Annotated in this window: 12 protein-coding genes; 9 read left to right on the top strand and 3 right to left on the bottom strand. The window is 67.4% G+C overall.

Annotation, left to right across the window (positions count from 1 at the left end; translation table 11 throughout):
- Window positions 1-177 precede the first annotated feature (177 nt).
- From CE453_RS14570 to CE453_RS14530, 9 genes are all read left to right on the top strand, one after another.
- On the top strand, window positions 178-1,125 hold the full coding sequence (locus tag CE453_RS14570; RefSeq protein WP_089175244.1) for a DUF2232 domain-containing protein: 948 nt from the start codon (window positions 178-180) through the stop codon (window positions 1,123-1,125).
- A gap of 31 nt (window positions 1,126-1,156) precedes the next feature.
- Window positions 1,157-1,720, top strand: coding sequence for a 50S ribosomal protein L9 (rplI, locus tag CE453_RS14565; RefSeq protein WP_089175243.1), 564 nt, complete (start codon window positions 1,157-1,159; stop codon window positions 1,718-1,720).
- 218 nt (window positions 1,721-1,938) lie between these two features.
- Complete coding sequence (locus CE453_RS14560; RefSeq protein ID WP_089177904.1) at window positions 1,939-3,426, top strand: replicative DNA helicase; 1,488 nt, start codon at window positions 1,939-1,941, stop codon at window positions 3,424-3,426.
- Window positions 3,426-4,553: an alanine racemase gene (gene alr, locus CE453_RS14555; RefSeq protein WP_089175242.1), complete on the top strand. Its 1,128-nt coding sequence runs from the start codon at window positions 3,426-3,428 to the stop codon at window positions 4,551-4,553. The genes CE453_RS14560 and alr overlap by 1 nt, the downstream gene beginning before the upstream one ends.
- Complete coding sequence (gene radA / locus CE453_RS14550) at window positions 4,553-5,953, top strand: DNA repair protein RadA (RefSeq protein WP_089175241.1); 1,401 nt, start codon at window positions 4,553-4,555, stop codon at window positions 5,951-5,953. The genes alr and radA overlap by 1 nt, the downstream gene beginning before the upstream one ends.
- A 107-nt stretch (window positions 5,954-6,060) precedes the next feature.
- On the top strand, window positions 6,061-6,678 hold the full coding sequence (locus CE453_RS14545; protein ID WP_089175240.1) for a CvpA family protein: 618 nt from the start codon (window positions 6,061-6,063) through the stop codon (window positions 6,676-6,678).
- Window positions 6,679-6,723: 45 nt separating this feature from the next.
- Window positions 6,724-8,196, top strand: coding sequence for an amidophosphoribosyltransferase (purF, locus tag CE453_RS14540; RefSeq protein WP_089177903.1), 1,473 nt, complete (start codon window positions 6,724-6,726; stop codon window positions 8,194-8,196).
- Window positions 8,197-8,209: 13 nt separating this feature from the next.
- Window positions 8,210-8,950, top strand: a complete 741-nt coding sequence (locus CE453_RS14535; protein ID WP_089175239.1) for an SDR family NAD(P)-dependent oxidoreductase — start codon at window positions 8,210-8,212, stop codon at window positions 8,948-8,950.
- Complete coding sequence (locus tag CE453_RS14530) at window positions 8,947-9,792, top strand: tetratricopeptide repeat protein (protein WP_157733043.1); 846 nt, start codon at window positions 8,947-8,949, stop codon at window positions 9,790-9,792. Before CE453_RS14535 ends, CE453_RS14530 begins: the two co-directional genes overlap by 4 nt.
- On the opposite strand, the gene CE453_RS14525 is transcribed toward CE453_RS14530, so the two are convergent.
- From CE453_RS14525 to CE453_RS14515, 3 genes are read right to left on the bottom strand one after another with little or no spacing between them, the layout of a single operon-like run.
- Window positions 9,779-10,876 (bottom strand): NAD(P)/FAD-dependent oxidoreductase, encoded by a 1,098-nt coding sequence (locus tag CE453_RS14525; RefSeq protein WP_089175237.1) that lies wholly within the window; start codon window positions 10,874-10,876, stop codon window positions 9,779-9,781. The two genes, CE453_RS14530 and CE453_RS14525, sit on opposite strands and share 14 nt — an antisense overlap.
- A complete protein-coding gene (der, locus tag CE453_RS14520; protein ID WP_472840991.1) occupies window positions 10,876-12,294 on the bottom strand; it encodes a ribosome biogenesis GTPase Der in 1,419 nt (472 codons plus the stop codon). Before der ends, CE453_RS14525 begins: the two co-directional genes overlap by 1 nt.
- 45 nt (window positions 12,295-12,339) lie before the next feature.
- Entirely contained in the window at window positions 12,340-13,002 is a 663-nt protein-coding gene (locus tag CE453_RS14515; protein ID WP_089175235.1) for a tetratricopeptide repeat protein, read from the bottom strand.
- Between the last annotated feature and the right edge of the window lie 131 nt (window positions 13,003-13,133).

Raw genomic sequence — 13,133 nt, 5'->3', positions numbered from 1 at the left:
TCCGTTAGACGGATCTGGATACCGCTAATTCCCGGAGGCGTACCCTGCGCCTCCGGTTCTCACTTTCAAGATCAACCAGTCGCCCGGCGGTGAAACTCCATCGGGTTCGTTGAGGCCAGAAGCCTCTCACCCTGCCGAGCCGAAAGGCTTGCGAGCAGCGGGACAGCAGGACGGACCATGATTCCGATTGTCGGCATCGGCGCGGGCCTCGTTGCGGCCCTGCTCTTCTCAGTGGTGATCACCGGATCGCCGCTGTCGGCGCTGCTGTATTCCGCCGCCCCGCTCCCGATCTTCATCGCCTCCCTCGGCTGGAACCACCGCTCCGGGCTTTTCGCCACGGCTGCGGGCGCGCTCGCCGTCGCCGTAGCGCTTGCCCCGACCGGCGGCATCGCCTTTGCGCTCATCATCGGCCTGCCGGCCTGGTGGATCGCCTATCTTGCCCTGCTGGCCCGCACCGACGCCCAGGGCGCCGTCGAGTGGTATCCGCTCGGCAACCTCATGGTCTGGATCGCAGCCACCGCAGCGCTCGCCACCGTCGGCAGCGCGCTGGTGATGACGACCGATTACGAGACCTATCGCTCGGTGATCGCACGGATGATCGAGAGCCTGCTGAACGAGATGGTGCGCGGCCGCCTGATCTCGCTGCCAGCAGGGATCGAAGTCGGCGAACTGGCGCACAGCCTGGCCCCTGCCGTTCCGCTCGGAATCGGTGCTTCCTTCGTCACCACCATTGCCGCCAATCTCTGGCTGGCCGCCCGTGCCGTGAAGGTCTCCGGCCGGCTGCCACGCCCCTGGCCCTTCATTCCGGCGACCGCCCTGCCCCGCAAGGCGCTGCTGCTGTTCCTGCTGGCCGCCTTCCTGACCTCGCTTGGCGGCTTCATCGGCCTTGCGGCGACCGCCTTCACCGGCGCCCTGCTCGCCGCCTTCATGTTCAGCGGGCTCGCCCTGCTGCACGACATCTCGCGCGGCCGCCCCTGGCGGGCGCCGATGCTGATCTCGGTCTACGTCGCACTCATCGTGATGCAGGCCGTGCTGACACCGCTGCTCGCGCTCATCGGGCTCGCCGACTCGCTGTTCGGCCTGCGCAGGCGCGCGGCGTTGCCTCCTCCGCCTGCCCAAACCTGAATTCCGAATACCAAACTCAAGGAGAAGACAAATGGAAGTGATCCTGCTCGAACGCGTCGCCAAGCTCGGCCAGATGGGCGACATCGTCCGCGTCCGCGACGGCTTCGGCCGCAATTTCCTGCTCGCCCGCGGCAAGGCGCTGCGCGCCACCGAGGAGAACAAGAAGCGCTTCGAGAGCCAGAAGCTCGAGCTCGAGACCCGCAACCTCGAGCTGAAGTCGGAAGCCGATGCGATCGCTGAGCGCCTCAACGGCCAGAGCGTCGTCATCCTGCGCCAGTCGGGCGAATCCGGCGTGCTCTACGGCTCGGTCTCGACCCGCGATATCGCCGAGGCGCTTTCGGCCGAAGGCTTCAAGGTCGCCCGCAACCAGGTGACGCTGAACACCCCGATCAAGACGCTCGGCCTGCACACCGTCCCGGTCGTGCTGCACCCGGAAGTCGCCGTCACGGTCACCGTCAACGTCGCCCGCTCGGCCGAAGAGGCCGACCGCCAGGCCGCCGGCGAGAACGTCACGGCCCGCGAGGAGTTCGACCTCGACGATCTCGGCCTCGAGGTTGGCGCGGCGCTGGCCGAGGCCGGCGACGACGAGCGCTGAGCCTGACCGCTCGGCCAACGAGTCAAGGGCGCCGTGGCAACACGGCGCCTTTTTCGTCTCCGGCCTCTGGAGAGCGGGGGTAACCGCATTCCGCTGCTGGCACCGACTGACAAAGTGCTAAGCTAAGCCATTCCCGACAGAGTCGCTGTGACACCATGCGCGTAAGCGGCCAAATGTCGGCTTGAAGTACCGATCAGCCTTGATTTATCGGGATGGCCATGGCCACCGCTACAGCCCTCGTCACCCGCCTCGACAACCGCGAGGCCGAATACCGTGTCCAGCCTCACAACATCGAGGCCGAGCAGGCACTGCTGGGCGCGATCCTGGTCAATAATGACGCCTTCTACCGCGTCTCGGACTTCCTGCTGCCGGACCATTTCTTCGAGCCGATCCACCAGCGCGTCTTCGAACTGACGGCGAGCCTGATCCGGGCCGGCAAGATCGCGACGCCGATCACGCTCAAGACCTTCGTCAACGACCTCGATCTCGGCGAGATCACGCCGAGCCAGTACCTCGCTCGTCTCGCCGCCGAGGCGACGACCGTCATCAACGCCGGCGACTATGGCCGCACGATCTACGACCTCGCCGTGCGCCGGCAGCTCATCGGCGTCGGCGAGGATCTGGTGAACGTCGCCTACGACGCCCCCGTCGAGATGGCGCCGCGCGAACAGATCGAGGATGCCGAGCGCAAGCTTTACGAGCTCGCGGAAAAGGGCCGCTACGAGGGCGGCTTCCAGAAATTCGACGGCGCGCTGCGGCTGGCCATCGACATGGCGGCAAGCGCCTATCAACGCGCCGGCGGCCTCTCCGGCATCTCGACGGGCCTGCGCGACGTCGATCAACGCATGGGCGGCCTGCAGCGCTCGGACCTGCTCGTGCTCGCCGGCCGTCCCGCCATGGGCAAGACCTCGCTCGCCACCAACATCGCCTTCAACATCGCCAAGGCCTGGCGCGGCGAGCGGCAGGAAGACGGCTCGATCAAGACGGTGGATGGCGGCGTCGTCGGCTTCTTCTCGCTCGAAATGTCGGCCGACCAGCTTGCGACCCGCGTCGTCGCCGAACAATCGGGCATTTCCTCCTACAAGATCAGGCAGGGCCGCATCACCGAGGGCGACTTCGCCCGGCTGACGGACGTCGCGGCGCAGATCGAGAAACTGCCGCTCTATATCGACCAGACCGGCGGCATCTCGATCGCGCAGCTGATGGCGCGCGCCCGGCGGCTGAAGCGCCAGAAGGGGCTCGACGTCCTGTTCATCGACTACCTGCAGCTGCTCTCCGGCTCGTCCAAGAACAGCCAGAACCGCGTGCAGGAGCTGACCGAGATCACGACCAGCCTGAAGGCGCTGGCGAAGGAGCTCAACGTTCCGATCGTCGCGCTCTCCCAGCTCTCACGTCAGGTCGAAAACCGCGACGACAAGCGCCCCCAGCTCGCCGACCTGCGCGAATCCGGCTCGATCGAGCAGGACGCCGACGTGGTGATGTTCGTCTACCGCGAGGAATATTACCTCAAGGGCAAGGAGCCGCGCCCCGGTACCGAAGAGCACAACAAGTGGCAGATCGAGATGGAAGCAGCCCACGGCCTCGCCGAGCTGATCATCGGCAAGCAGCGCCACGGCCCGACCGGCACGGTGGCCTTGCAGTTCGATGCGGATGTGACACGCTTCTCCGACCGCGCCGACGACCTGCGCCTCCCGGACCGTGAATGATGCCTGTCGATTCGCCTGAAACCGGCGCCTATGGCGCGACCCTGACCATCGACCTCGACGCGCTGGTCTCGAACTGGCGGCTCCTCGGCAAGCGCGCCGAAACGGAAGCCGGGGCGGTGGTGAAGGCGGACGCCTACGGCATCGGCATCGAACCGGCCGTCACGGCGCTCTCCAAGGCTGGCTGCCGGAACTTTTTCGTTGCGCATCTCTCCGAAGGCATCCGGGCCCGCAAGTCCGCGCCGAAGGCAACGGTCTACATCCTGAACGGCCTCCTGCCGGGCAGCGCCGGGCTCTACGCCGAGCATGGCCTCTCGCCGGTGCTCGGCTCGCATGAGGAGCTGCTGGAATGGGCCTCGTTCCGCCAGACCGGCGCGAAGGTGCGTTCGGCGGCGCTGCATGTCGACACGGCGATGAACCGGCTTGGCCTCTGGCCTGGCGAGGGGCTGAACCTTGCCCGCGAGAAGTCGGGCGCGATCGCAGCCGCCGATATCGGTCTGGTCATGAGCCATTTCGCCTCGTCCGAAGACGAGGCCGATCCCGCCAATGCCCGCCAGATCGCCGCCTTCGCCGAGATCGCTGCCGCCTTCCCGGATCTGCCGGCCTCGCTCAAGAACTCCTCGGGCCATTTCCTCAAGGACTGCCCTTCCTACCAGCTCACCCGACCGGGCTATGCGCTCTATGGCGGCAATCCGACGCCAGGCAAGCCGAACCCGATGCAGCCGGTCGTCGGCCTCGAGGCCACGATCATCCAGACCCGCGAGGTCGAGGCCGGGACGCAGGTCGGCTATAATGGCCGTTGGACCGCCAAAGGCAGGCGCAAGCTCGCCACCATCTGCCTCGGCTATGCCGACGGCTATCCGCGCAACGGCAGCTGGACCGATACGATCACCGGCGGCTCGGCGCTCGTCGACGGTGTGCGCTGCCCCTTCGTCGGCTCGGTCTCGATGGACCTGATCATCATCGACGTCACCGACGCGCCTGCAGGCAGCGCCCAGCGCGGCGCGCCCGTCACGCTGATCGGCGGCGCACTGGACCTGGAAGCGGTCGGCGCCGGCGCCAAGACGATCGGCTACGAGATCCTGACCAGCCTCGGCCGTCGCTACGCACGGCGTTATATCGGCGGCTGATGGCCAAGCGCGGTCCGACCTATCATTGCCAGGCCTGCGGTGCGGTCTATCACCGCTGGCAGGGCAAATGCGACGCCTGCGGGACATGGTCTTCGCTGGTCGAGGATGCGCAGGCAGCGCCCGTCCCCGGCGGCGGGCGCCCCTCCTCCAGCAGTCGGGCACGCGGCCGCGTCTTCGCGCTTGAGTCGCTGAAGGGCGAGACGCAGGACGCGCCGCGTATCGTCTCCGGCATCGGCGAGCTCGACCGCGTCACCGGCGGCGGCTTCGTGCCGGGCTCGGTGCTGCTGATCGGCGGCGATCCCGGTATCGGCAAGTCGACGCTGCTGATGCAGGCCTGCGCCGCGCTGGCGATGGGCGGTCGCAGGGTGGTCTATGTCTCGGGCGAGGAATCGACAGGGCAGGTCCGGCTGCGTGCCGAGCGCATGGGGCTGGCTGAAGCGCCGGTCGAACTCGCTGCAGAGACCAATGTCGAGGATATCGTCGCGACGCTGGGCCAGGGCCAGCGCCCTGCCCTCGTCGTGATCGATTCGATCCAGACCATGTGGTCAGGCGAAGTCGAGAGCGCTCCGGGCACGGTGACGCAGGTGCGCGGCTCGGCACAGGCGCTGATCCGCTACGCGAAGACCAGTGGCGTCTGCCTGATCCTGGTCGGCCACGTCACCAAGGACGGGCAAATCGCCGGCCCGCGCGTGGTCGAGCATATGGTCGATGCCGTGCTGTCGTTCGAAGGCGAAGGCGCGCACTCGTTCCGCATCCTCCGCGGCCAGAAGAACCGCTTCGGCGCCACCGACGAGATCGGCGTCTTCGAGATGACCGGCAAGGGCCTGTCGGAGGTGACGAACCCCTCGGCGCTCTTTCTCGCCGGTCGCGACCAGCCCGCGCCGGGCGCTGCCGTCTTCGCCGGCGTCGAGGGCACGCGTCCGGTGTTGGTCGAGATTCAGGCGCTCGTCGCGCCGACCGCGCTGGGCACACCGCGGCGCGCCGTCGTCGGCTGGGAGAACAGCCGGCTCGCCATGGTGCTCGCCGTGCTCGAAACCCATGGCGGTCTGCGGCTCGGCCAGCACGACGTCTACCTCAACGTCGCCGGCGGCCTGCGCGTCAACGAGCCGGCTGCCGATATCGCGGTCGCGGCGGCGCTCGTCTCGTCGCTAACGGGGGCGATCCTGCCGCAGGAGGCGGTGTATTTCGGCGAGATCGCGCTGTCCGGCTCGATCAGGCCGGTCTCAGTCGCGGCCGCGCGTCTCAGGGAGGCGGCGAAGCTCGGTTTCGAGTCGGCGCTGATGCCGGCCGGCGGTGCCGACCATGGCGACGGCAACGGCCTCAGCTTGCGCCGTTTCGGCCATGTCACGGAACTCGTTGCCGATATTGCCGCACGCGCGCCGCGCAGAGATGTGAAATGACGTCTGCGGACGGGTGACGCAGAAGCGCGGAACGCGTATAGCAAAGCCGAAACGGTGGTCCGCCTGCGGGCCGCCGCGCCTTGAGTCATCAGCAAAGCGGCCCTTCCATGCCTGTCACCATTCTCGATCTCGTCGTCATCGGCGTGGTTCTGATCTCGGCTTTGCTGGCGGCGGTCCGCGGCTTCACCCGGGAAGTGCTCGCCATCGTCTCCTGGATTGCTGCGGCGGCCGTTGCCTGGGTGTTCCACCCGCAGCTCGTGCCTTTCATCAAGCAGTACATCCCGGCCAGTTCGGCGCAGGACACGATCGCGCTCGTGGCTTCGATCGCAGCGCTCTTCCTCGGCACGCTGATCATCGTCTCGATCGTGACGGCGCGCATCTCCGACTTCGTGCTCGACTCGCGTATCGGCGCGCTCGACCGCACGCTCGGCTTCGTCTTCGGCGCGGCGCGCGGGCTTCTGCTCGCGGTGATCGGCTATCTCTTCTTCGCCGCGCTGGTCGGCAATGAGAAGATGCCGGTCTGGGCCAAGGAGGCCAAGGCCAAGCCGATGCTCGAGGAAACAGGGCGCTCGCTGATCGCGATGCTGCCGCAGGATGTGAATGCCGACTTCATCAAGAACCTGCTGAAGAAGCCGGTCACCGAGACTGCGCCGGAAGCCCCGGCGGAGGAGCCGCGCACCCCCGCGACGCCGGCACCCGTTGCGCCTGCCCCAGCCCGTCCCTAATTAGCGCGTAGAAAGTTCGCTCAAGCCCGCCGTGTGGAGCTCGCCATGATCTCGCAGACCGAGACGGAGACCGCCTTCGATCCCAACGCCGACCGGCTGCGGGAGGAATGCGGCGTCTTCGGCATCTATGGCCATGCCGATGCCGCGGCGCTGACCGCTCTCGGCCTGCATGCGCTCCAGCATCGCGGCCAGGAGGCGACCGGTATCGTCTCCTTCGACGGCAAGCGCTTCCATTCGGAGCGCCGGCTGGGCCTCGTCGGCGACGCCTTCTCGGAAGCGAGCGTCATCGACAAGCTCAAGGGCCGGCAGGCGATCGGCCATGTCCGCTACTCGACCACCGGCGAGACGATTCTACGCAACGTCCAGCCACTCTTCGCCGAATTGCATGGCGGCGGCTTCGCGGTGGCTCATAACGGCAACCTGACCAACGGGCTGACGCTGCGCCGCAACCTCGTCCGCGACGGCGCGATCTACCAGTCGACCTCCGACACCGAAGTCCTGCTGCATCTCGTGGCGCGCAGCCGCAAGCAGCAGTTCGTCGAGCGCTTCATCGAGGCGATCCGCCAGATCGAAGGCGCCTATGCCTTCGTCGGCATGACCAACAAGAAGCTGATCGGCGCGCGCGACCCGCTCGGCATCCGCCCGCTCGTGCTGGGCGAACTCGACGGCGCGCCCATCCTGGCCTCGGAAACCTGCGCGCTCGACATCATCGGCGCCAAGTTCGTCCGCGAGATCGAGAACGGCGAGGTCGTGATCATCTCCGACAGCGGCATCGAGAGCCACAAGCCCTTCCCACCGGCGGCGGAACGGCCCTGCATCTTCGAGTACATCTATTTCGCCCGGCCGGATTCCATCGTGAAGGGCCGCAGCATCTATGAGCGCCGCAAGGCGATGGGCGCAGTACTGGCGCAGGAATCGCCGACCGACGCGGATGTCGTCGTGCCCGTGCCGGATTCCGGCGTGCCGGCCGCGCTCGGCTATGCGCAGGCGAGCGGCATCCCCTACGAGCTCGGCATCATCCGCAATCACTATGTCGGGCGCACCTTCATCGAGCCGACGCAGAAGGTCCGCGAGCTCGGCGTCAAGCTGAAGCACTCGGCCAACCGGTCGGTGGTCGAGGGCAAGCGCATCGTTCTGGTCGACGATTCGATCGTGCGCGGCACGACCTCCTTCAAGATCGTCAAGATGATGCGCGAGGCCGGCGCCCGCGAGGTGCATTTCCGCATCTCCTCGCCGCCGATCACCCATCCCGACTATTACGGCATCGACACGCCCGACCGCGAGAAGCTGCTCGCCGCGACGCATTCGCTCGAGGAGATGCGCCAGTTCGTCGGCGCCGATTCGCTCGCCTTCATCTCGGTCGACGGTCTCTACCGCGCGATGGGCCATGAGCGGCGCGATCCGGTGCGGCCGCAATTCACCGACCACTGCTTCACGGGCGATTATCCGACCTCGCTGACCGACGTGATCGGCGAGAGCGCCAAGCAGCAGATCTCCCTGCTGGCCGAAGCCGGCTGAACCGGCGGCATCCATGACCAAAGCACTTCAGGGGCGCATCGCACTCGTCACGGGCGCGTCGCGTGGCATTGGCCGCGCTGCGGCGCTGGCATTCGCCGCGGCAGGCGCCCATGTCGTGGCGCTCGCACGCACGACGGGAGCGCTCGAAGAGCTGGACGACGAGATCCGCGCCATCGGCGGCAGCGCCACCCTGGTCCCGCTCGACCTGTCCGATGCCGGTGGACTGGAGAAGCTCGGCCCGGCCCTGCTGGAACGCTGGGGCAAGCTCGACATCCTGCTCGCCAATGCCGGCGTGCTCGGCCCGCTGACGCCGCTCGGCCACGCCACCGAGAAGGAATGGGCGAAGACACTCGACACGAACGTCACCGCCAACTGGCGGCTGATCAAGTCGCTCGATCCGGCGCTGCGCGCCTCGGATGCCGGGCGCGTCATCCTGATGTCCTCGGGCGCCGCCCATAAGTGCACGGCCTATTGGGGGCCGTACTCGATCTCCAAGGCCGCGGTCGAGGGGCTGGGCCGGACCTATGCGGCCGAGACCGCGACGACGCCGGTCAAGGTCATGCTGGTCAACCCGGGGCCGCTGCGCACCAAGATGCGTGCCGAGGCGATGCCGGGCGAGGATCCGATGACGCTGAAGACGCCGGAGGATCTGGCGCCGCATCTGGTCAGGCTCGCTTCGCCGGACTGGACAGAGAGCGGCAAGATCTTCGACTTCCCGCAAGGCAAGGTGCTGACGCCGCAGATGCCGGCTTGAGAAGCCGCCATCACCATGTCGAGGGAGACAGGGTGCTCTCGCCTTCCGTCCGCTGGTCGATCGCCGTTTCAGCCTTCGGCCTCGCAACTGCCCTGATTGCGGGGCCGGTTCTTGCCGACGACGGCGCTGGGATAGATCCTGTCTCTCGCGTCGCGCGACTGCGCGAACTCTGCCATTCGGGTCATGCCGCGCCCTCATCCGATCCGGTTGAGATCATTGCGCGCCATGACAAGGCCCTCGCCGCCTGCAACACGCTGATCAACGATCACAAACTTGCGGGTGAGTCGCTTGTCGCCGCCCTTCTGGATCGCGCTGATCTGCTGGCACCGGGAACGGGCGCGGCCTACACACGGGCGCTTTCCGACTATGACCGTGTCATTGCCCTCGCGCCGAAGATGGCCCTCGCGTTCTGGAAGCGCGGCAAGGCTCGGTTGCTCTATATGCGGGATCTGCCGCGCGCCCTGATCGATCTCGACACCGCGATCAGGCTTGAGCCGTCGCAGGCGGAGTTCTTCGTGACGCGCGCTTCGATCCAGGCCTCCCTTGCCGAGCCCGCAAAGGCTTTGGCCGATCTCGACCGCGCGATCGCGCTGTCGCCGCGCTTCGAGAAAGCCTGGACGGTGCGTGGCCTGACCCATTTCAACAATGGTGACACCAACCGGGCCATCACCGATTTCGATGAAGCGATCCGCCTGGCACCGGGTGCCGACGGCAATTACCGCTTCCGCGCCGCGGCCAGACGCGCGGCAGGTCATGAGGCCGAGGCGGCCGCTGACGAGGCGAAGGCCGAGGAGCTTTCGGCTGACAAGGCGGGCGAGCCCGCCCCTGTCACTCGGCCCTGAACCAGCGCAACAGCCCGGCCTGATCGCCGCTTTCGACGGCCGCCGCAACGCGCCGGCCGACCGCAGCACCGAATTTGTAGCCATGGCCGGAACAGGCGGAGACTACCGTCACCCGGCCGATCTGACGCGACAGGAACTTGCGATCCGCCGTGAAGGTGTAGGCGCAGGTCACGGCGCGCTCGACGCGGTACTCCGCAATGCGCGCGAAGGGCGGGGAGAAATAGTCGCGGATCTGCTCGCCCTCGCCCGCCCGCGGATCGCGCTCCTCGTCAGGCTGGCGCGGGCGCTTGTGGACGCCTGCCCCGACCTTGAGGCCGGTCCCATCGACCGGCGGCAGAACATAGCCGTCGACCGTGCCGCCGACATCGACGATGACGGGGGCCGCCTGCCAGGCTGCCTTCAAATCTGCCGGCGGGTCGAGATAGGCGACAGCGGTCCGATAGGTCGTGAGCACATCGGCAAGCTCCGGCAGGAGCTTCAGCACCCAGGCGCCGGAGCTGACCACGATGCGGTCGAAGCTCGCTACCTCGCCATCGGCCAGGCCGATCCGGCCGCTATCGGGATCGGCCGAGGCCACCGTCGCTCCTTCGCGCAGGGTGACGCCGCGCTCGCGTAGCAGGCGCACCAAGTCGGCTGCGATGCGGGCAGGAAACAACGCGCCGCCCTCGGGGCTGAGATAGGCGTAGCGAATCGTCGCTGCGTCGATGAAGGGGTAGCGCCGGGCGGCCTCGGTGGCGTCGTAGAGCTCGTAGGGCGAGGCCATGCGGTCGAGGCCTTCGCGGTACTCTTCGCCCTCATCGCCCTCGGTCTGGGAGATGCCGAGCACGCCGCAAGCCGCGTAGTGGCGCTTGCCGAGATCGGCCCAGAGTTCGTCCCAGGCCTCGAAGGCCTCGGTGATGGTGCGGGCATAGCCGTCGGCACCACCATAGGCGCGGCGAATGATGCGGTGCTGGTCGCCGGACGCGGCGTAGGGGTTGGGTATCCGCGGCGCCTGTTCGAACAGGGTCACCTCATGCCCGCGCTTGCTCAGCGACCAGGCGGTGGAAAGCCCGGCGATACCGGCGCCGACGACCGCGACCTTCATCAGCCCTTGCGTTCCTTGTCATAGGGGTTGTGGCCGCCGCGCCGATGCAGGCGGATCGGGGTGCCCGGCAGGTCGAAGCCTTCGCGCAGGTTGTTCACCAGATAGCGGACATAGGACACCGGCAGGTGCTCGAGCTGGTTGCCGAACAGCGCGAAGGTCGGCGGGCGCGCCTTGGCCTGCGTCATGTAGCGGATCTTGATGCGCCGGCCGGCCACCGCCGGCGGCGGATGGGCCGAGAGCACGCCTTCGAGCCAGCGGTTGATCCGCGCCGTCGAGACGCGGCGATTCCAGACCTCATAGGCCTGGAACACCGCCTGCATCAGCCGGTCGATGCCCTCGCCGGCGAGCCCCGAGAGCGGCACGATCGGCACGCCGCGCACCTGCGCCAGCAGGTGGTTGGCCTTTTCCTTGAGTTCGGCGAGCAGGCCCTGCTTGTCGGCGACGAGGTCCCATTTATTGAGGCCGATGACGACGGCTCGGCCCTCGCGCTCGGTCAGGTCGACCAGCGTCAGATCCTGCTTCTCGAAGGGGATGGTCGCATCGAGCAGCACGACCACCACTTCTGCGAAGCGGATGGCGCGCAGCGAATCCGCAACCGAGAGCTTCTCGAGCTTCTCCTCGATGCGGGCGCGCTTGCGCATCCCGGCGGTGTCGAAGAGCTTGACCTTGTGGCCACGCCATTCCCAGTCGACCGAGATGGTATCGCGCGTGATCCCGGCCTCCGGGCCTGTCAGCAGACGCTCCTCGCCGATCATCCGGTTGACCAACGTCGACTTGCCGGCGTTGGGACGACCGATGATGGTGACGCGCAGCGGCCGGTTCGGGTCGAGGGTTTCCTCGGAATCATCGCCCGCGACATCGTCCCAGGCAGCCTGCTCGTCTTCGTCCTCGTCTTCGTCCTCGTCTTCGGGCTCATCCGCGACAAAGGGCGCCAGGGCCTCGAGCAGATCGGCCGTGCCTTCGCCATGCTCTGCCGAGAACGGGACGGGGTCGCCGAGGCCGAGCGAATAGGCGTCGATGATGCCGTCAGCGCCCTTCTTCCCCTCCGCCTTGTTGGCGAGGAGGATCACCGGCTTGCCGGAGCGGCGCACCAGCTCGGCGAAAGGCTGGTCCATCGGCGTCAGGCCGAGACGGGCATCGATCATGAAGACGACGACGTCGGCCTGGGCAATCGCCGTCTCAGTCTGGGCGCGCATGCGGCCGGCGAGCGAATCCTTGTCGGCCTCCTCGAGGCCGGCCGTGTCGATGACCTTGAAACGCAGATGGCCGAGCGTGGCGTCGCCTTCGCGGCGGTCACGCGTGACGCCGGGCCGGTCATCGACCAGCGCGAGCTTCTTGCCGACGAGCCGGTTGAACAGCGTCGACTTGCCGACATTGGGGCGGCCGATGAGGGCGACGATAGCTGTCATTCGGTCCATCACTTCCGTCGGTCGAGGAAGCGCCGACCGGAAAACAAAATCAGATCAGTTCTGTACCGTCACCGGCCCGCCGCGGACCAGCGCGAGGTAGAGATCGGCCCGCTGGCGCTCGGCCTGCGGTGTCGCCGGATCGGTGACGATGGCGTCGAACCAGCGGCCGGCATCGTCGAACAGATTGTTCTTCAACGCCGAGATGCCCAGGAACTCGCGAGCCGAATGGCGCCAGGCGCCCGCCGGTGCCGCGAGGGGCTCCAGCGCCTGCTTGATCTCGGCATAGGGCACGAGGTCGACACGCAGGATGCCGGCCCGCAGACGGGCGAGATCGCGATAGGTCTGGTCGAGAGAAGCATCGTTGGCGAGCGCATCGAAGGCGGTCGCGCCAGCGGCGGCGTCGCCTTTGGCGGTTTCCCCGGCGAGGCGGAAGCGCGCGATCTCGCGATAGCCCGCCGGCGCATTTGCGGCGAGCTCCTTCAGGATCGTTTCGGCCTGGCCGCTGTCGCCGTCGCGCGAGGATTTCAGCGCGGCCTCGAGGCGCGCACCGACGGCCGCTGCGGCCTGGTTCCGCTGGTGCTGCCAGAACTGCCAGCCTGCCACGCCGACGACGGCGAGCACGGCCAGAGCCGTGAGGACCCAGCCATATTTCTTCCAGAGCTCCGCCGCCTTGTCCCGGCGGACCTCTTCATCGATCTCGCGAAAAATATCGGCCATTTGACTGTCAAAATCCCTGTTGGGAGCCCGGTAGCATTTTCATGCGGGGAATGCGAGCCGGTTCAACGACCGTAGCGTCGCAGATTGCCGCATCGACATGGACGGCCTGGCGCCCGGCATGGCAGAACGCG

Origin of the sequence: Bosea sp. AS-1, assembly GCF_002220095.1 — a bacterium.
In the GTDB taxonomy this organism is placed as follows: domain Bacteria; phylum Pseudomonadota; class Alphaproteobacteria; order Rhizobiales; family Beijerinckiaceae; genus Allobosea.
This window is presented reverse-complemented; position numbering and strand designations above follow the sequence as displayed.